The organism is Longispora sp. NPDC051575 (assembly GCF_040681875.1).
Lineage (GTDB): Bacteria > Actinomycetota > Actinomycetes > Mycobacteriales > Micromonosporaceae > Longispora.
Map to the genome: position 1 here is coordinate 344,894 of NZ_JBFAZP010000008.1, position 19,016 is coordinate 363,909.

Below are 19,016 nucleotides of genomic sequence, written 5' to 3' on the forward strand. Positions count from 1 at the left end.
CCTCCCCTTCGCGTCGAGAATGCTGAGGAGTGGCGTTGCAGGTCTTCTGGTGTGAGCACGCCTGGCTGCCCGACGGGCCCGCCGACGGGGTGCTGATCGTGGTCGACGACGGCCGGATCGCCTCCGTGATGGTCGACCAGCCCCCGCAGGGCGAACGCCTGCCCGGCCTCACCCTGCCCGGCTTCGCCAACGCCCACTCCCACGCCTTCCACCGCGCGCTGCGGGGCCGCACCAGGGGTGACTCCTTCTGGAGCTGGCGCGAGGGCATGTACGCCCTCGCCGACCGCCTCACCCCGGACACCTACCTCCGGCTCGCGACGGCGACGTACGCGGAGATGGCCCTGGCCGGCGTCACCTCCGTCGGCGAGTTCCACTACCTGCACCACGGCCCCGGCGGCCGCCCCTACGCCGACCCGAACGCGATGGGCCAGGCCCTGATCCGGGCCGCCCGCGACGCCGGGATCCGCCTCACCCTGCTGGACACCTGCTACCTGGCCGGCGGGATCGGCGTCGCCCCCAACGAGACGCAGCTGCGGTTCTCCGACGGCGACGCGGCGGCCTGGCAGGACCGGGTGCGCGGGCTGACGCCGGACCCGAACACCGTGGTCGGCGCGGCGATCCACTCCGTCCGCGCCGTGCCGCGCGACCAGCTGTCCGCAGTGGACAACGGCGGCCCGCTGCACGTGCACCTCTCCGAGCAGCCGGCCGAGAACGACCAGTGCCTCGCCGCCTATGGCGTGACCCCCACCGCGTTGCTGCACGGGGCGGGCGTCCTCGGGCCCCGGACCAGCGCCGTGCACGCCACCCACCTCACGCCGGAGGACATCGGCCTGCTGGGCGCGACGCGTACCACCGCGTGCTTCTGCCCGACGACCGAGGCGGACCTGGCGGACGGCATCGGCCCGGCCCGCGAACTCGCCGACGCCGGCAGCCCGCTGTCCCTGGGCAGCGACCAGCACGCGCTGATCGACCCCCTCGAAGAGGCCCGCCGGCTGGAGCACCACGACCGGCTCCGGACCGGGCAGCGCGGCCGGTTCACCGGCTCCGAGCTGGTCACGGCCCTGACGAACCACGCCAGCCTCGGATGGGAGGGCACCGGCACGATCAGCCCCGGCGCGGCGGCGGACCTGGTCACGATCCGCACCGACACGGTCCGCACGGCCGGCGCGGCCCCGGCCCAACTGCTGCTCGCCGCGTCCGCCGCCGACATCTCCCGGGTCGTCGTCGGCGGGTCGACGGTCGCCCGCGACGGGGAGCACGTGTCCCTCGGTAACGTAGGGATCCTGTTGCGGGACGCGATCGCGGAGGCATGGGCTTGAGCCTGCTCATCAAGAACGTCGGCGAACTGTTCGACGCCGAGGGCGACGCCCTGGTCATCGAGGGCGACCGGATCTCCTGGATCGGATACGGCGCGCCCGCCGCCGACGAGGTCTTCGACGCCGAGGGCCGCGCCGTCCTCCCCGGCTGGGTGGACAGCCACAGCCACCTGGTGTTCGCCGGCGACCGGACCGCGGAGTTCACGGCCCGGATGGCCGGTCAGCCGTACGCGGCCGGCGGCATCTCCGTGACCACGAACGCGACCCGGGCGGCCTCCGACGAGGAGCTCGCCGCGAACCTGGCCCGGCACGTCGCCGAGGCCGTCGCCGGGGGCACGACCTGCCTGGAGACGAAGACCGGCTACGGGCTCAACGTCCCCGACGAGGTGCGTTCGGCCCGGGTGATCGCCGCCTCGGCCGTCGACGAGGGCACCTTCCTCGGCGCGCACCTGGTGCCGGCCGGCAGCACCGCCGACGACTACGTGAAACTCGTCGCGGGGGAGATGCTCGACGCGGTCGCGCCGTACGTGCGCTGGGCCGACGTGTTCTGCGAGCGGGGCGCGTTCGACTACGACCAGTCCCGGTACGTCCTGGAGGCCGCCGCCGCCAAGGGCCTCGGCCTGCGGGTGCACGGCAACCAGCTCGGCCCCGGCCCCGGGGTGCGGCTGGCCTGCGAGATGACGGCCGCCAGCGTCGACCACTGCACCTACCTGACCAGGGACGACATCGCCATGCTCGCCGGGTGCGACACCGTGGCGACCCTGCTGCCGGCGTGCGACCTGTCCACCCGCCAGCCGCTGCCCGACGCGCGGGGGCTGCTCGACGCGGGGGCGACGGTGGCGCTGGCGAGCAACTGCAACCCGGGGTCCTCGTACACGTCGTCGATGGCGTTCTGTGTGACCACGGCCGTGCTCCAGATGCGGATGACCGTGGCCGAGGCGGTGCGGGCGGCGACCCTGGGCGGAGCCCTCGCCCTGCGCCGCGACGACGTGGGCGTGCTGAAGGTCGGCGCCCGGGCGGACGTGCACGTCCTGGCGGCCCCGAGCGCGACCTGGCTGGCCTACCGGCCGGGGATGCCGTTAACCCACGCCGTGTGGCGGGCCGGGGCGCGGGTAGTGTGACACATTTCTATGCATCGATATCACGGGTTCGGTAGCCTGCTTCCACCGTTCGGTCGGTCCCCTCTCCACCGGACGGTCCCCTGTGGAGGAGGCACCATGCGACCTACCCCCCTACTCGTAGGCCTGACCACGCTCGTCGCGGTCCTGGCCCTCACCGCCGTCAGCGCCGAGGGCGCGGACCCCGGCCACACGCTGTCGGTGGCCGGCAGTTCCGAACGCGTCAAGCTCGGCGCCGACGGCACCTACCAGGTCAGCCTGGACAACGGCCGGACCTGGAGCCGGTCGCGGCCCCAGGCCAGCCGGATCAAGCTGCGCAACCGCACCTTCGACCCCAAGGCCCAGGGCATGACGCTCGGCCGGCGGGTCGACGGCGGCGCGTACCTCGTGCAGTTCTCCGGCGCGCCCCTGGACAGCCAGCGCCGCGAGCTGGCCCGGCTCGGCGCGCGGCTCGGCGCGTTCGTCCCCGACTTCGCGTACGTGGTCCGGATGGACCCGGCCACCCGCGCCAAGGTCGAGTCCCTGCCGTACGTGCGCTGGGTCGGCGGCTACGAGGCGGCCGACAAGTACGACCCGGCCCCGACCGCCGGCCGGTACGCGATCACCCTGGTCGAGCGCGACACCCAGGACCAGAGCGACGTCGTGGACCGGATCCGGGCGCTCGGCGCGACCCTGGAGGCCGTGTCCGCGAGCCAGCGGCTCATCGAGGCGACCCTGACCCCCGCCCAGGTGGCGTCCCTCGCCGGCCTCGGCGCGGTGCTCGCCCTCGACCCGGTCGGCGCCCCGGGCACCGACATGGACAAGGCCCGCGAGGACGGCGGCGCGAACGCGATCGAGGCCGCGCGCGGGTACGCCGGCCAGGGGGTGCGCGGCGAGGTGATGGACGGCGGGCTGCGGACCACCCACCAGGAGTTCGGCGCGAAGCCCCCGGTGCTGCACGGGGCGAACACCACCGACACCAGCCACGGCACGTCCACCTACGGCCAGATCTTCGCCTCCGGGGTCACCCCGGCGGCCCGGGGACTGCTGCCCCAGGCCCAGGGCATCATCGCCGCCTACAGCAAGGTCACCGACCGGTACGCGCACTCCGCGCAGCTCGTCGACCCGGCCGGCCCGTACCGGGCGGTGTTCCAGAGCAACAGCTGGGGCGGCACCCTGACCACGTCCTACACCTCCGTCTCGGCGGCCATGGACGACATCGTCTTCGACCACGACCTGCTGATCTGCCAGTCGCAGAGCAACGCCGGCACCCGCAGTTCCCGGCCCGAGGCGTGGGCGAAGAACGTGGTCAGCGTCGGCGGCCAGTACCACTACGACACCCTCGGCCGGACCGACGACAAGTGGAGCGGCGGCGCGAGCATCGGGCCGGCCACCGACGGCCGGATCAAGCCCGAGCTGTCCAACTACTACGACGCGATCTACACGACCTCGTCGAGCAGCAACACCTCCTACACGAGCTCCTTCGGGGGTACCAGCGGCGCGACCCCGATCACCTGCGGCAACTTCGGCCTGCTGTACCAGATGTGGTCCGACGGGGTGTTCTCCGGAGCGCCCGGCCAGGCCCGGGACGTGTTCGACAGCCGCCCGCACGCCGCCACGGCCAAGGCGCTGATGGTCAACCAGGCGAACTCCTACGCGTTCACCGGCGAGACCGCCGACCTGACCCGGGTGCACCAGGGCTGGGGCACGGCGAGCGTCGGCAACCTGTACAGCCAGGCGCAGGCCAACGGCTGGCGGCTCCCGATCCTGGTCAACGAGTCCGACCTGCTCGGCGTCGGCCAGAAGAAGACCTACACGATCACCACGGACGGTACGCAGCCGCTGCGCGCCACCATGGTCTACACGGACCCGCAGGGCTCGCCGACGGCGTCGGTCGCCCGGGTCAACGACCTGTCCCTGAAGGTCACGGCCCCCAACGGCACCGTGTACTGGGGCAACAACGGCCTGAAGGCCGGCAACTGGTCCACCTCGGGCGGGTCCTCCAACACCCTCGACACCACGGAGAACGTGCTGGTCCAGACCCCGGCGGCCGGAACCTGGACGATCGAGGTACTCGCGGACGAGGTCAACGTGGACGGCCACCCGGAGACCCCGGCGACCGACGCGGACTACGCGCTGGTCGTGACGGCCAAGACCGGGGTCACGCCGACCCCGACGGCCTCGGCGAGCCCGTCCCCGTCGGCGTCCCCGACCACCGGGCCGCGGAAGTTCACCAACGACGCCGACTTCGCGATCGCGGACAACTCCACGGTCGAGAGCCCGATCACGGTGGGCGGGGTGGCCGGCAACGCGCCCGCGACCCTCAAGGTGGACGTGAACATCCTGCACACCTACCGGGGTGACCTGGTCCTGTCCCTGGTCGCGCCGGACGGCACGGTGTACCTCCTGGAGGACTTCGCCAACAACGACAGCGCGGACAACGTGGTCAAGCAGTACACGGTGAACGCGTCGGCCGAGGTCGCCAACGGGGTGTGGAAACTCCGGGTGGCGGACACGGCCAGCGCCGACACGGGCACCCTGACCACCTGGTCGGTGACCTTCTAGCCCCGGTGTCGCCCCGGGACCTGCTTCCCCAGAGGTCCCGGGGCGCCCCACGTACCCGACGCACGGTGTCGACCTTGGTGGGTTCGGGATGGCGGCCCGGGCGGGTTACCCGGGAAGATCATGGCCATGGGACACGGGTGGGTGTGGTCGAAGGTCGGCGCCGTCCACGGGGCCCGTGGTGGGGACGCCGTCGCCTGCGCCGGTGGGATCCACTCCCACAGGTACCGCCTCCACCCACCCGCCGACAGCTCCTACGAGCGCTGCGTCGGCCTGACGTGGTGCTCGAACTGCCGCGAGTACGCCGGCGCCATGGTGTTCGTCCCGCGGGACGAACACCTCCCGGACCTCCTCGCCGAGCTGCCGGCGGCCGAGCGGGAGCGGCTGGCCCGGAGCGAGCTGACGATGCTCGACCATCTTGACCGCCTCGTCCGGCGGGGACTGTGGCCCGCCGGCCGGGGTCAGGCGTAGACGCGGTCCAGGACGTCCAACGCGGCCGGGGCCAGCCCCTCCCGGGCACTCCCGTCGGCCGGGTGCCCCAGGTCGCGGGCCGCCTCCAGGTGCATCTCCGCGCGTTCGAGGTCCACCGGCAGCCCGCCGCCGCGCAGGTAGTCCACGCCGAGGGTGAAGTGCTCGCCGGCCACCACGGCCTCGTCGTCCTGGAGCCCGCCGTCGAGCAGGTCGTCGATCAGCGGGTCGGCGGCCACGTGGCCGAAGTCGCGGGCGACCTGGAGCCAGCGGTACGCGAGCGGGGCCGGCAGGACGGCCAAACCCTCGAGGTCGCCCTGGCGAGCCATCTCCACAAAGTCGGTCATGAGCGCGACGGTATCGGGCGGATTGTTGTTCGGACAAGGTCCTCGGGGTGTTTCACAGCACCAGGCTCAACAGGCCGGCCATCGCGAAACCGACCACGGACAGGATCGTCTCCAGCACGGTCCATGTCTTCAGGGTGTCCTTGACGGACATGTTGAAGTACCGCGAGACGATCCAGAAGCCGCCGTCGTTGACGTGCGAGGCGATGATCGAACCGGCGGCGATCGCGCACGCCACCAGGGCGATCCTGGGCTGGCTGAGCCCGTCGGCGGCCACCAGCGGGGCCACGATGCCGCCGGTCGTCACGATCGCGACGGTCGCCGAACCCTGGGCCAGGCGCAGGCCGCAACTGATCAGGTACGCCAGCACGATGGTCGGCAGGCCCGCCGACTTGAGCGTGCCGGCCAGCGCCGCGCCCACCCCGGTGGCGGAGATCACCTTCCCGAAGAACGCGCCCGCGCCGACCACGAGCAGGATCATGCCGATCGGCTTGAGGGAGGCGCCGGTGAGCGCGGCCAGCTCCGTACCCGTCATGCCCCGCCGGATGCCGAGCAGCCAGAAGGCGAGCAGGACCGCGATGGTCAGCGCGATCGACGGGTTGCCGAGGAACGTCAGGTAGGGCGTGACCGCGCTCTTCGGGGCCCACACGTTGCTGAACGTCGCCCCGAGGATGAGCAGCAGCGGGATCCCGATGATCGCGCCCACCAGGCCCAGCGACACCGGCCGGTGGTCCTCGTCGGGCTCGGCGGCCACGAAGTCCGCCGGCACCTCCACCATGACCCGCTTGCCGATCCAGGTCGGCCACAGGATGCCCGCCACCGCGAACGCCGGCAGCCCGCAGGCCAGGCCCATCACGATGATCCAGCCCATGTCGACCCCGAGCAGGCCGGCGATCGCGACCGGGCCGGGGTGCGGCGGCAGGAACGCGTGCGTCATGGACAGGCCGGCGAGCAGGGGGAGCGCGTAGAGGACCAGGGAGCGGCCGCCGCGCCGGGCCGCCACGTAGACCAGCGGGGCGAGGACGAAGATCCCGATGTCGAAGAACACCGGGATGCCGAAGATCAGGCCCGCGAGGCCCATCGCGACGGGCGCGCCGCGTTCCCCGAACGTCGACAGCAGCTTGCGGGTGAGCACCTCCGCCCCGCCGGACGCCTCCAGGATCGCGCCGAGCACCGTGCCCAGCCCGATGATCACGGCGATGTGGCCGAGGATGCCGCCGAACCCGGTCTCCAGGATCGAGTCTCCGGACTTCAGGGCCGTGCCGACCAGCTTGCTGACCGGCAGGCCGGCGGCGAGCCCGAGGAGCAGGCCGGAGATCAGCAGGGCGATGAACGGTTCGAGCTTCACCCGGATGATGAGGACGAGCAGCACCGCGATGGCGAGCCCGCAGAGGACGAGCAGCCCGCCGGTCTCCTTCTGCAGCCAGTGGATCATGTGTGTTCCTTCGCCTGAGGGGACACCTGGCCGACAGGAGCACCGGCCAGGGCGTGCGCGGTGCTGGTCAGGAGGTGGTGCTCTCGGTGCCCCGGTCGCCCCGGCGCAGCGCCCGGCCCGGTAGCGCCCCGGTCGGCCGGCCGTCGGCGAGCACGGCGACGCCGTTGACGTACACGTGCGCGATGCCCTTCGCCGCCCGCCGGGGCTCGTCGAAGGTGGCCGTGTCGGTGATCTTCGCGGGATCGAAGACCACCAGATCGGCGTGGTACCCGACGTGGATCTGCCCCCGCTGGGTCAGCCGCAGCCGGCGCGCGGGCCGCCCGGTCATGTGCGCCACGCACTCCTCCAGGGACAGCACGCCCAGCTCGCGCACGTAGTGGCCCAGGTAGCGGGGGAAGGTGCCCCAGGCGCGCGGGTGCGGCCGGTCGCCGACCAGCAGGCCGTCGGAGCCCACCGTGTGCGCGGGGTGCCGCATGATCGCCCGGACGTTCTCCTCGTGCCCGACGTGCTGCAGGATCGTGGTGCCGAGCCGGTCGCGGACCAGCAGGTCGAGGAACGCGTCGGTGTCGGGCACCCGGGTGCCGACCAGGTGCGCGAGTTCCGGGTCGCGGACCCCGGCGATCTGGATCGTCTCCCAGTCGGTGACCACCCCGTGGCAGCCGTCGGAACCCTCGACCTCCATCGCGTGCCGGATCCGGTCGCGCACCCCCGGGTCCGCCAGCCGGTCCAGGGTCGCCGCGGGGCCGCCCTCCGCCGCCCAGCTCGGCAGCAGCGCGGCGAGCGTGGTCGAGCCGGGCAGGTAGGGGTACGTGTCGAGGGTGACGTCGACCCCGGCCCGGTCGATCAGGTCGAGGAGTTCGCCGGCCCGGCCCTGGTTCACGCCGAAGTTCATCGTGGCGTGCGCGAGGTGCAGGGCGCAGCCGGACTGCCGGGAGATCTCGATCATCTCCGCGTAGCCCTCCAGGGCACCCTTGCCGTAGGAGCGCTGGTGCGGGGCGTGGAACCCGTGGTACGAGGCCACCACCTGGCACAGCGCGACCAGCTCGGCGGTGTCGGCGTACATCCCCGGCACGTACGTCAGCCCGCTGGACATGCCCACCGCGCCCTCCTCCAGGCCCCGGGCGAGGATGGCGCGCATCCGGTCCAGCTCGGACGTCGTGGGCGGCCGGTTCTCCCAGCCCGTGACGAGGGCCCGCACCGAGCCGTGCGGCACCAGGTAGCACGCGTTGACGGCGATGCCCTCGTCCAGCCGGTCCAGGTACTCCCCGACGCTCCGCCACGACCAGTCGAAGCCGTCCGGGTCCCCGTTCCAGCCGGCGATCTGCTGCCGGAGCTGGGGGAGCGTGACGTCGTCCACCGGCGCGTACGACAGCCCGTCCTGGCCCAGCACCTCGCACGTCACGCCCTGGCTGATCTTCGCCACGTGGCTGGGTTCCAGCAGCAGCCGCAGGTCGGAGTGCGCGTGCATGTCGATGAACCCGGGCGCGAGCACCAGGCCGGACGCGTCGATCCCGTCCCCGCCGATCGCGCCGATCTGGGTGATCAGGCCGCTGGTGACCCGCACGTCGGCCCGGTAGCCGGGCGCGCCCGTCCCGTCGATGACCGTGGCGTCGCGGAAGACCACCATCAGAAGTACGTCCGGACCAGGTCGACGACGGTGTCCTCGGCGTCGAGCACCGGGATCAGCGTCCACTTGTCGAACATCGTGCACGGGTGCGACAGACCCAGGCGGACCACGTCGCCGACCGCGAGGGCCGCCCCGGCGGGCAGCCGGAGGAAGGAGTGCTGGTCGTTGAGCGCGGACACGTGCGCGCCGGGCAGGTCCAGCGGCACGGGCAGCCCCTCGTCGTACGGGAAGTCGCGCTTGCCGCCGTCGAGGAGCGCCAGCCCGGGCTCGGGCCGCGACACCACCCGGGCCCAGCCCCGGGCCGCCGGCCGGAACGCCGCGCCGCCGCGCCTCGTCAGCGGGGAGACGCCCTGGAGGAAGAGGTCGTCGTGCGTGATGTACGCCCCGGAGCGCAGCAGGACCGTCGCGCCCGTGGCGACCAGGGGGCCGAGGATGTCGCCGACCTGGTCGAAGTACGCGCTGCCGCCGGCGCTCACCAGGCCCGCGTCGATCGCGCCCGCGAACCGGCCGAGGCGCTTGAGGTAGGTGTCCACGGCGGCCAGGCCCTCGGGGGAGGTGTCGTGGGCGAGGGCGCCCTCGTACCCGGCGGCCCCGACCAGGCGGAGCGCCGGGCTCTGCCGGACGGCCCGCGCGACGGCCACCGCCTCGTCGTCGTCGCGGCACCCGGTCCGGCCGCCGGGGGCGCCGAGCTCGACGCACACGTCCACGGGCCGGCCGACGCCGCGCAGGGCCTCCGTCATCAGGTCCACGGTGCGGGTGGAGTCCACCCACGACACGAACTCGAACCCAGGGTCGGCGTCCAGCTGTGCCCCGAGCCAGCGCAGCGCCCCCGGGTCGACCAGGGCGTTGGCCAGCATGATCCGCCGGACCCCGAACGCGCGGCCGACCCGGACCTGGGCCGCGTTGGCGAGCGTGATGCCCCACGCTCCGGCGTCGAGCTGCTTCCGCCACAGCGCCGGGGCCATCGTGGTCTTGCCGTGCGGGGCGTGCGCCAGGCCGGACCGGGCGCACCAGTCCGCCATGGTGGACACGTTGTGGTCGAGCGCGTCGGCGTCGAGGGTCAGCAGCGGGGTGCCCAGGTCGCCCCGGGCGGGCTTCGTCGCCAGGTACTCCCCGACGGTCGCGCCCCACGCGTCGGCGGGCACGGCCTTGAACCGCCAGTCGAGCCGCTCGTCGCGCAGCCTGTCCACCGCTGGGCCGTCGATCACCGCCACCACCTCCGTCTGCCCCGTGGCCACATACCCACCGCGTCGCGCTGCCATGCCCGGCCGCATCGTACCCCTCTGAACTGCTTTGTTGCGCAGGATGCAACGTTCGTTGCGACCCGCGCTAGAGTCGTTGTAGCATCACCGTGACCAGGTGGGCAAGACAAAGGGGTCCGATGACAAAGCTGGCCGTCTGCCTGGGCGAGTCGATGGCGGTCCTGGTTCCCGCCACCCCCGGCCCGCTCGACGAGGTCGACACCTTCCGGCGCGGCATCGGCGGCGCGGAGTCCAACGTCGCCCGGGGCCTCGCCGCGCTCGGCAACCGCACGGCCTGGCTCAGCCGGGTCGGCGACGACGGCTTCGGCCGGCACCTGGTCGAGGCCCTGCGCGCCGACGGCGTGGACGTCACCGCCGTCGAGACCGACCCCGACCGCCCCACCGGCCTCTACGTCAAGGAGATCGGCGCCGGCCTCCCGCACGACCTGCCCGTGGGCAGCAGCCGGCTGCACTACTACCGGGCCGGTTCGGCCGCCTCGGCGATGGGCCCGGAGTTCGTCGAACGCCCGGCCGTGGCCGCACTGCTGGCCGAGGCGGACGTGCTGCACCTGTCGGGCATCACGGCGGCGCTCTCCGACAGCTGCCTGGCGTTGCTGCACCATCTCATGATCGGGCGTCGGGCCGGTCAGGTGGTGAGTTTTGACCTGAACTGGCGGCCGGCCCTCTGGCGGGACTACGACCCGGCCGTCCTGCGCCCCCTGCTCGACGCGGCCGACATCGTGCTCCTCGGCGCCGACGAGGCCCTGTCCGCGTTCGGGGTGAACACCCCCGACAAGCTGCGCGAACTCCTGCCCTCGCCCCGCGCCCTGGTCATCAAGGACGGGGCGCTGCGGGCCACCACGGTCGACCGCGACGGCGGCTGCGTGACCGAACCGGCCCTCGCGGTCCAGGTGGTGGAAGCCGTGGGTGCGGGCGACGCGTTCGCCGCGGGGTACCTGACGGGCGTGCTCCGGGGCCTCGACGAGCCGCGCCGGCTGCGGATGGGGCACCTGTCGGCCGCCGCGACCCTGGTGGTGACGGGGGACCACGGGGCGCCGCTGGGGCTCGACCACCTGCTCGACGCGAGCCCGGCGGAGTGGGCCGCCGCCCGGATCACGGCCGCGACGGCCCCCGCATGAGCCAGAGCCTCTCCCGCGCCCTCCGCCTCCTGGTCGAACTCGGCAGACAGCCCTGCTCCCTCGACGACGCCGCCCGCGTCCTCGACGTGCACAAGAGCACCGCCCTGCGCCTCCTGCGCACCCTGGAGGAGGACCGGTTCGTCTACCGCGACCCCTCCTTCCGGTACCACCTGGGCTCCCAGTTCTTCGCCCTCGCCACCACGGCCCTCGACCAGCGCCAGGTCCGCACCGCCGCCGGCCCGCACCTCACCGCGCTCGCCGCCGCCACCGGCCAGACCGTGCACCTCGCCGGCTACGAGGACGGCCACGTCGTCTACTGGGACAAACGCGACGCCGCCCACACCGTCCGGATGTACTCCCGGATCGGCCTCCCCGCCAGCCCGCACACCGCCGCCGTCGCGAAGGTGCTGCTCGCCGACCTGGACGAGCCGGAACGCCGCCGGATCGCGCGCGCCATCACCTACACCCCGCACACGCCCCGCACCCTGACCGGCCCCGCCGAGCTGTTGGCCGAGTTGACCGCCGTCGCCGACCGGGGCTACGCCGTCGACCACGGCGAACACGAGGCCTTCATGAACTGCGTGGCCGCCCCCGTCCGGGGCCCCGACGGCAAGGTGACGGCCGCCGTCTCGATCTCCGTGCCGGACTTCGTCCTCGACTACGAGCGGGTCCTCGCACTGGTACCGGAACTGCTCGGGGCCACCCGGGCGATATCGATCGACTGTGGATGGAGCGCGCCATGACCACCAAGACCGCCGTACTCACCGACGGGGCCCCCGCGCCCGCCTGGGTGTTCTCCCAGGGCATCCGCAAGGGCCCGATCCTGCAGGTCTCCGGCCAGGGCCCCCAGGACCCGGCCACGAGCGAGTACCTGCACCCCGGCGACGTGAAGGCCCAGACCCTGCGCACCCTGGAGAACGTCCGGGCCGTGGTCGAGGCCGGCGGCGCGACCATGGAGGACGTCGTGTCGCTCCGGGTCTACCTCACCACCCGGTCGGACTTCGCCGCCATGAACGAGGTCTACGGCGCGTTCATCAAGGAGCACGTGCCCAGCGGGGTGCTGCCGTGCCGCACGACGATCTTCGTGGAGTTGCCGCACGAGGCGATGCTCGTGGAGATCGACGCGATGGCGGTGCTCTAGATCAAGATCATGTGATGGTTACGCCGCGTTTCCGGGCGGGCGCGCATCGGCACTTCTGACGGCGCGGCCCCCCGGGGGTGCGGGGCGGGTGGTGGTCCGTCGGGGTGTGCGGTTCCCGGGGGTGGGTCGCCGCGCGCCAGCCCGTGAGGGTGGGCTGTTCCCTGGGGGAGGGCCGCCGCTGCCCGTTGTGTGGGTGCCTTCGTCGGGGGTTACAGGTCCGCCACGAACCGGGCCACCTGTGCCGCGAGCGGGTCCGCCGCCCGTACCCAGGTGAAGTGGTCCACCCGCTCGGGGGCCCGGTAGTGCGTGCGGGTCACCTGGGCCCCGGACAGCTTCCCGACCAGGTGCTCCAGCGTCGACGAGGGCGTGAAGTGGTCCCCGGCGACGCTCACCGCGAGCACCGGCAGGTCCACGGTCCCCAGCGCCTTCTCGGCGTCCACCCCGCCCAGGGCCGGGAACCGCCCGTGCCGCGACGTGTACGCCCAGTCCCGGATCACGCCCCGGGACTGCCGGCCGGCGAAGCCCCAACCGGGCCAGTACCCGATCAGGCTGGCCCCCGCGTAGATGGTGTGGCTGAACGCGAGGACGCCGAGCCGGCGCTGCTTGTAGACCCGGTAGTACGGCAGGCCCGTGGCGAGCAGCAGCAGGCCGTCCACCCCGGCGGTACCGACCCGGGACAGGTGCAGGGACGCGAGCTGCCCGCCGAGGGAGTGCCCGGCGAGGAGCACCTTGCGACCGGCCGTGCGGTCGGCGATCGCGTCGAACACGGTCTGCACGTCCCCGACCAGCTCGGCGAGGCCGTGCCGGCTGGCCCGCACCGGGCGCGGCCGGCTGCTGCCCGTGCCGCGCAGGTCCGGGATGATCACGGTCAGGCCGTGCCGGGCGAGGGCGGCGGCCCACGGGCGGTAGTAGCCGGCGGGCACGCCCATCGCGGGCAGGAACACGACGACGGGGGAGTCGGGCGCGGCGTCGGGGTAGACGTGCACCCCGAGGCGCTGCCCGTCATGGTCGAGATGGATCTGCTCGAACGTCACCCGGCTATCCTACTCGCGAGTAGGTAACGGTGCGAGGACCATTGTCAGCCCCCGTACCCCGTGCCATGTCGGCGCGCCACCAGAACCCCGTTCCCGAAAGCCCCGATCCAAGAAAGCGCCCCTAGGCGCAAGGCACCCCTGACGGGCTGGCGAGTGCCGGCGAGCCCCCGGGAACCGCAGCCCAGAACAGCCCGGTCACCTACCAGCCCACCCAGGGAAAGGCACCCCCTGCCGGGCTGGCGCCCACCCCGCGCCCTCGACGGCCACGAACAGCCCGCTGCAAGGCAGCCCACCCCGGGGGCCGAGCCTCCTACCGGGCTGGCGCATGCCGGCGAGCCTCCGTGAACCACAGCCCGGAACAGGCCGGTCACCTACCAGCCCACCCAGGGAAAGGAACCCCCTGCCGGGCTGGCGCACACCCCGCACCCTAGGCGGCCACAGCCCCGAACAGCCCGGTGCGTGACCGCCCACCCCAGGAGAACGCACCCCCTGACGGGCTGGCGCATGCCGGCCACACCCCAGGGCCGCGAGCTCCGAAGTGCCGATGCGCGCCGGCCCAGAGACGCGGCGTAACCCTCGAATGCTGTTGATCTGGGGTTTTCTACTCCAGGCCGATGGAGAAGGTCTCCTCGAGGTCGTGCTTCGAGTACGCGCGGAACGCGATGTGCGTCTCCGTCTTGATCACGCCGGGCACCTTCGAGATGCTGCCGGCGATGACCTCGGCGATCTGCTCGAACTCGCGGACCCGGACCATGGCGATCAGGTCCACGTGGCCGGCGACGGAATAGACCTCGCTGACGCCGGGGAGGTTGGCGCACGTGTCGGCCACCTCCGGGATCGAGTCGGCGGCGCAGTCGATGAGGACGATGGCGGTGATCACCGTGAACTCCCGGGGTCGGTAGGTGCGTTCATGCTAACCGGGGCCGCCGGCGGGCGGGCGACCAGCCGCCGGAGTGGGCGGTCAGATGCCCGGATACGCGGTCGTCCGGCCAGGACGCGGCACGTGGTCGGCCCCGGCGCCGCGCGTGCCACCCGTGCCCAGGCCCACCCGTGCCCGCTGGGCTCCGGCCTGCCCGTGCCCGCCGAGCCCCGGCCTACGCGCCGCCCGGCGCGCCCCGACCTACCCGCGCCCGGCGGCCAGCGCGTTCGCCCGGGTGTAGTCGGCCGGTGTGCCGCAGTCGACGTAGGTGCCGCCGAACTCCCGGACCTCCAGCAGCCCGGCCCGCTCGGCCGGCCGCCACGCCGTGAGCACCAGGTGCGACAGCACCGGCTCCAGGTCGGCGACGACCCGCCACGGCAGCAGCGAAGCCCCGGCGAACACGTGTGCCCCGAACGCGAACGGCTCGTCCCCGGCCGGCACGCCCAGCATCCGCACCTTGTCGCCGTCCCACCCGTCGAGGAGCACGGACAGGTCCCCGCCGTGCAGGTACGCGTCCCCGTTGAGCACCAGCACCGCCCGGCCGGCGATCCAGCCCCGCAGGTTGCCGACGGACCCCGAGCTGCCGAGGAGTTCCTTCTCGACCTCGACGTGCGCCCGGTTGCCGACGTGCGCGACGATCTGGTCGGACAGGTGGAACGCGTTCACGGCGGTGTCCAGGCCGTCGACCAGCGCGAACGCCCGGTCCAGCAGCGGGGCGCCGCCGACGGGGAGCAGCGGTTTGGGCGTGGTCAGGGTGAGCGGGCGCATCCGGGTGCCCTCGCCGGCCGCGAGGATCAGGGCGCAGATCCCGGCGTTCACGGCGCGTCCGCCCGATCGCCCGCCTGCGGGCCGTACCCGTACCGCCCGATCAGCCCGGCCGTCGCCCTCGTGAGCTTCGGCATCGCGTCCACGTCGAACCACCGCGCCTCGATCACCTCCGCCGGGTCGATCTCCAGCGGCACGTCCGTGGCGACCCGGGTGGTGAAAACCATGTCGACCCAGCCGCCGAGGTAGTGCACGACCGCGTTCGGGTTCATCGGGGTCAGCTGCTCGGGCTGGACCGGCAGCCCGGTCTCCTCGCGCACCTCGCGGGCCGCGCCGACGACCGGCTTCTCCCGGCGGTTGAGCAGGCCGGCCGGCAGCGACCAGGCCCGGCCGGGTGGCTGGCGGAGCAGCAGGATCTGGCGTTCGTCGGGGCTGAGCACGAGCGTCACGGCGCCGATGATGTACGTCGGGGACAGCACCCGCACGAGGCGGTGCCGGACTTTCATGGGGAGCCGGTAGAACGTCCGGTAGGCGAGCTGTCGGACACTCACGCGCCCGCCCGGGTGCCGGCCTGGAGGGTGTCGGTCATCCGGCCAGCGTAGCCGCGTCCGGTTGGTCCACCGCGCGGATCAGCTTCTGCACGATCTCGGCCGCGACGAGCTTGCGTTCCGCGACGGCGATCAGCAGCGCGTCCAGGTCCGGGTAGCCGAGGCTCCGGGCCAGGTCACGCAGCGGGTGGTCGCTGGCCAGCGCCCGGTTGTGCTGCCGCAGCGCCAGGCCGATCGCGGACCGGCCGAGCCGGAGCTTGTTGCCGAGCGACACCGGGGCGGCGGTCTGGGCGATGTCCTCGCCGTACCCGTGCTCGGCGAGCCACTGGGTCACCTGGATCCGCGCGTGCGGGCTGCGGATGAACTCCAGCCAGTCGGCGGACGGCCGGACCGGCTCGTCCCCGATCGTCGCGTGGATGATCTCGACCCGGTCCCCGTCGGACAGCGGGGCGGACAGCGGCGACAGCCGGCCGTTGATGTACGCCCCGATCATCCGGTCGCCGTCGCCCAGCGTGTACGCCAGGTCCACCGGTGTCGCCTCGGCCGGCAGGGCCACCTGCGCGCCGCCCGTGGTGAACACCTGGATCTGGTCCTCGGAGAGGTCGCAGTGCAGGGCGTTGAGGAAGTCCGCGGCGTCCACCGCGTCGCGCTGCCAGTCGAGCAGCCGGTGCAGCCACTGCAACTGGTCGGGGTTGCTGCGTTCGGGGTTGGCGTTGCCGTCGGCGACCCGGAACTGGGCCACGATGCCGTACTCCGCCGTCTCGTGCATGTCGCGGGTCCGGATCAGCAGCTCCACCGGCTGGTCGCCCGGGCCGAGGACCGTGGTGTGCAGCGACTGGTAGAGGTTGAACTTCGGACTGGCGATGAAATCCTTGAAGCGGCCCGGGAGGGGCCGCCACAGTCCGTGCACCGCGCCGAGGGCGGCGTAACAGTCGGTGTCCGGGCCGCTGACGATGATCGCCAGGCGGGGCGGGTCGTAGATCTGGCCGCGCTTCACCTTGTCACTGTGGATGGACCAGTGGTGGCGCTGCCGTTCGGCGATGTCGGCGTGCACCTTGACGGTGCGCAGCTCGCTCAGGATCTCGCCGGCGACGGCCGAGAGGTACGGGGTTCGGTCCGGCTGGGCGCGGAAGTACTGGTCGACCTGGGCCCAGCCGGACGGATCGAGATGGAAGAAGACGATGTCCTCCAGCTCTCGTTTGATCCGTTGGATGCCGAGCCGGTCGGCGAGCGGGATCAGCACCTCGCTGGTGGCCTTGGCGATCCGGGTCTTGGAGGCCGAGCCCCGGGCCCCGAGGGTTCGCATGTTGTGCACCCGGTCGGCCAGCTTGATGATCAGGACCCGGATGTCGCGGCCCGCCGACAGCATCATCTTCCGGTACGTCTCGGCCTCGGCCGCCGCCCCGTAGAACGCCTTGTCGAACTTCGTGACCCCGTCGACCAGGTAGGACACCTCGGTGCCGAAGTCGGTGTTGAGGGCTTCGAGGGTGTAGTTCGTGTCCTCGACCGTGTCGTGCAGGAGCGCGGCGACCAGTGTGATCGTGTCCATGCCGAGGTCGGCGAGCAGTTGCGCGACCGCGAGCGGGTGGGTGATGTACTCCTCACCGCTCTTGCGCATCTGGCCCTTGTGCGCGCGCTCGGCTACCTCGTACGCCCGGCGGATGACAGCCGGATCCGCCCGCGGGTGCAGCTTCCGATGGGACTGGACCACGGGGTCGACCGGTGAGACCGGATCGTTGTTGCTGTTTCCCCAGGGCAGAACCGAACGGAGCCACTGTGCGGGTAGATGCGGCATGCTGGCGTCAAGCGCCACTCGACACCCCCTCCCCGACAGTCGGAATGGGACCTAATACAGATCCTAACGATCCAAACGCTCCGTGGTCGACCACTTGTTGGTATGTATTTCCGCCCTGGCGAGTAGATCGGTCCACCGCAGGGCCCCGTCCGTGGGGGTCGACCACCCCGCTGTACTGGACACCAAGCGGGTTTCGGGCTTCTCCAACCACGTGTGTAACAGATCGGTCTCTTCCAAGGCCTCGGTCGGTCCGAGCACCGTCTCGGCGGTCGCGAGCAGAAGATCGAGGGTCGGCCGCGGGTGCTGGCGGGGCGGCGACGCGCCCGCGGCGGCCAGCCGGCCGTGCCGGATCACACTGATCTCCCAGCCGCCCGCCGTCGTCGGCCGGGCCGCGACCAACTCGGGGACGGCGGCGAGCGAGCCCAGCCGGGCCACCCGGATCGCGCCCCGCAGCAGCCGGGCGAGTTTGGTCCGCTCGACGGCCGCCTCCTCGTACCGCTGGGAGGTGGCGAGCCGGTCGATCCGGCCCAGGTGCCGCTTGACGCTGCTGTCGAGGTCCTTCAGCGGACGGGGCGGCCGGCGCGGGTACTTCGACCTCTTGTTGTACGGGGGCTGGTGCGCCACGATCATGCGCAACTCGCGGACCTCCGCCTCCAGGGCGTGCGCGCACTCCACGGCCTCGATCCGCTCGGCCAGCCTGATCATCGAGGTCATTCTCGCGCGGTTCTCCGAGGCGGTGAAGTAGCTGTTCACCCGAGTGGCGAGATCCGAGCTCGTCCCGACGTACAGCGGGAGGTCCTCGGCGTCGCGGAAGATGTAGACCCCGGGCGCGCTGGGGATGCCCCGGGCCAGGTGCCGCTTGAGCCGGCGCTCCGGGTCCGTGGTCTTCATGTAGGCCGTCAGCTCGTCGAACGTGTCGACGTGCTTGAGCCGCCCGAGCAGGCCGTGCAGCACGTCGACCGTCGCGCGGGCGTCGTCGAGGGCCCGGTGGATCGGCTCGGTGTCGGCGCGGAAGAACGCGGCCAGGGTGCCGAGCTTGCAGTTGGGCACCTCGTCGCGGCTCAGCGTCCTGCGGGCCAGGGGGACGGTGTCCAGGGTGCGCGCGTTCGGCCAGGTCCGGCCGGTGCGGGCGCACGCCGCCTTGAGGAAGCCGATGTCGAACGGCGCGTTGTGCGCCACGAGCACCGCGCCCTCGGCCCACGCGAGGAACTGCGGCAGCACCTCCGCGATCGGCGGCGCCTCGATCACCATCGCGTCGGTGATCCCGGTCAGCACCGAGATGTACGGCGGGATCGGGCCGCCCGGGTTGACCAGCGTGGAGAACTCCCCGAGCACCTCGCCGCCCCGCACCTTGACCGCGCCGATCTCGGTGATCTCCGAGCCCTGCGGCGAACCGCCGGTGGTCTCCAGGTCCACGACGACGAAGGTGACATCCCGCAGCGGCTCGCCGAGGTCGTCGATGGTGGTCTGCAGCACCGGGACACCGTACCCGTGGGGTCCGACACCGCCCGTCACGTGGCCGCGCGGACGTGGGCGGTGAGACACTACTGGGATGTACCGCCCCGCCGCGAACCCGACCGCGCCG

17 protein-coding genes are annotated in these 19,016 nt (G+C 72.7%); 7 read left to right on the forward strand and 10 right to left on the reverse strand.

Annotated features, from left to right (window positions below):
- Window positions 1-35 precede the first annotated feature (35 nt).
- The 4 genes from AB0M43_RS25715 to AB0M43_RS25730 all read left to right on the forward strand — a co-directional run bounded on the left by AB0M43_RS25715 (window position 36) and on the right by AB0M43_RS25730 (window position 5,446).
- Window positions 36-1,319 (forward strand): formimidoylglutamate deiminase, encoded by a 1,284-nt coding sequence (locus tag AB0M43_RS25715; RefSeq protein ID WP_363728565.1) that lies wholly within the window; start codon window positions 36-38, stop codon window positions 1,317-1,319.
- Entirely contained in the window at window positions 1,310-2,437 is a 1,128-nt protein-coding gene (hutI, locus tag AB0M43_RS25720) for an imidazolonepropionase (protein WP_363728319.1), read from the forward strand. Before AB0M43_RS25715 ends, hutI begins: the two co-directional genes overlap by 10 nt.
- A 96-nt stretch (window positions 2,438-2,533) precedes the next feature.
- On the forward strand, window positions 2,534-4,978 hold the full coding sequence (locus tag AB0M43_RS25725) for a proprotein convertase P-domain-containing protein (protein ID WP_363728320.1): 2,445 nt from the start codon (window positions 2,534-2,536) through the stop codon (window positions 4,976-4,978).
- Between the two features lie 126 nt (window positions 4,979-5,104).
- Window positions 5,105-5,446 carry a hypothetical protein gene (locus AB0M43_RS25730; protein WP_363728321.1) on the forward strand — a complete coding sequence of 114 codons (342 nt, stop codon included), beginning with the start codon at window positions 5,105-5,107 and terminating at the stop codon, window positions 5,444-5,446.
- On the opposite strand, the gene AB0M43_RS25735 is transcribed toward AB0M43_RS25730, so the two are convergent.
- From AB0M43_RS25735 to AB0M43_RS25750, 4 genes are all read right to left on the reverse strand, one after another.
- Window positions 5,437-5,790, reverse strand: coding sequence for a hypothetical protein (locus tag AB0M43_RS25735; protein WP_363728322.1), 354 nt, complete (start codon window positions 5,788-5,790; stop codon window positions 5,437-5,439). The two genes, AB0M43_RS25730 and AB0M43_RS25735, sit on opposite strands and share 10 nt — an antisense overlap.
- 52 nt (window positions 5,791-5,842) lie before the next feature.
- The gene (locus AB0M43_RS25740) at window positions 5,843-7,222 is read right to left on the reverse strand and encodes a gluconate:H+ symporter (protein ID WP_363728323.1); all 1,380 of its coding nucleotides are present in this window, start codon (window positions 7,220-7,222) and stop codon (window positions 5,843-5,845) included.
- Window positions 7,223-7,289: 67 nt separating this feature from the next.
- Window positions 7,290-8,849, reverse strand: coding sequence for a D-aminoacylase (locus tag AB0M43_RS25745; RefSeq protein WP_363728324.1), 1,560 nt, complete (start codon window positions 8,847-8,849; stop codon window positions 7,290-7,292).
- The gene (locus tag AB0M43_RS25750; protein ID WP_363728325.1) at window positions 8,849-10,111 is read right to left on the reverse strand and encodes an amino acid deaminase; all 1,263 of its coding nucleotides are present in this window, start codon (window positions 10,109-10,111) and stop codon (window positions 8,849-8,851) included. Before AB0M43_RS25750 ends, AB0M43_RS25745 begins: the two co-directional genes overlap by 1 nt.
- Window positions 10,112-10,230: 119 nt before the next feature.
- Between AB0M43_RS25750 and AB0M43_RS25755 the strand changes: the two genes are divergently transcribed.
- From AB0M43_RS25755 to AB0M43_RS25765, 3 genes are read left to right on the forward strand one after another with little or no spacing between them, the layout of a single operon-like run.
- Window positions 10,231-11,229, forward strand: a complete 999-nt coding sequence (locus AB0M43_RS25755; protein ID WP_363728326.1) for a sugar kinase — start codon at window positions 10,231-10,233, stop codon at window positions 11,227-11,229.
- Entirely contained in the window at window positions 11,226-11,972 is a 747-nt protein-coding gene (locus tag AB0M43_RS25760) for an IclR family transcriptional regulator (RefSeq protein WP_363728327.1), read from the forward strand. Before AB0M43_RS25755 ends, AB0M43_RS25760 begins: the two co-directional genes overlap by 4 nt.
- Window positions 11,969-12,370 (forward strand): RidA family protein, encoded by a 402-nt coding sequence (locus tag AB0M43_RS25765; RefSeq protein WP_363728328.1) that lies wholly within the window; start codon window positions 11,969-11,971, stop codon window positions 12,368-12,370. Before AB0M43_RS25760 ends, AB0M43_RS25765 begins: the two co-directional genes overlap by 4 nt.
- 209 nt (window positions 12,371-12,579) lie before the next feature.
- On the opposite strand, the gene AB0M43_RS25770 is transcribed toward AB0M43_RS25765, so the two are convergent.
- The 6 genes from AB0M43_RS25770 to AB0M43_RS25795 all read right to left on the reverse strand — a co-directional run bounded on the left by AB0M43_RS25770 (window position 12,580) and on the right by AB0M43_RS25795 (window position 18,907).
- Entirely contained in the window at window positions 12,580-13,404 is an 825-nt protein-coding gene (locus AB0M43_RS25770; RefSeq protein ID WP_363728329.1) for an alpha/beta fold hydrolase, read from the reverse strand.
- 601 nt (window positions 13,405-14,005) lie between these two features.
- On the reverse strand, window positions 14,006-14,284 hold the full coding sequence (locus tag AB0M43_RS25775) for an Lrp/AsnC family transcriptional regulator (RefSeq protein ID WP_363728330.1): 279 nt from the start codon (window positions 14,282-14,284) through the stop codon (window positions 14,006-14,008).
- Window positions 14,285-14,524: 240 nt separating this feature from the next.
- The gene (locus AB0M43_RS25780; RefSeq protein WP_363728331.1) at window positions 14,525-15,142 is read right to left on the reverse strand and encodes an NTP transferase domain-containing protein; all 618 of its coding nucleotides are present in this window, start codon (window positions 15,140-15,142) and stop codon (window positions 14,525-14,527) included.
- Window positions 15,139-15,594: an NUDIX hydrolase gene (locus tag AB0M43_RS25785; protein WP_363728566.1), complete on the reverse strand. Its 456-nt coding sequence runs from the start codon at window positions 15,592-15,594 to the stop codon at window positions 15,139-15,141. The genes AB0M43_RS25780 and AB0M43_RS25785 overlap by 4 nt, the downstream gene beginning before the upstream one ends.
- A gap of 79 nt (window positions 15,595-15,673) precedes the next feature.
- Entirely contained in the window at window positions 15,674-17,347 is a 1,674-nt protein-coding gene (locus tag AB0M43_RS25790; protein WP_363728332.1) for an HD domain-containing protein, read from the reverse strand.
- A 147-nt stretch (window positions 17,348-17,494) separates the two neighbouring features.
- The gene (locus AB0M43_RS25795) at window positions 17,495-18,907 is read right to left on the reverse strand and encodes a DEDD exonuclease domain-containing protein (protein WP_363728333.1); all 1,413 of its coding nucleotides are present in this window, start codon (window positions 18,905-18,907) and stop codon (window positions 17,495-17,497) included.
- Window positions 18,908-19,016: the final 109 nt, after the last annotated feature.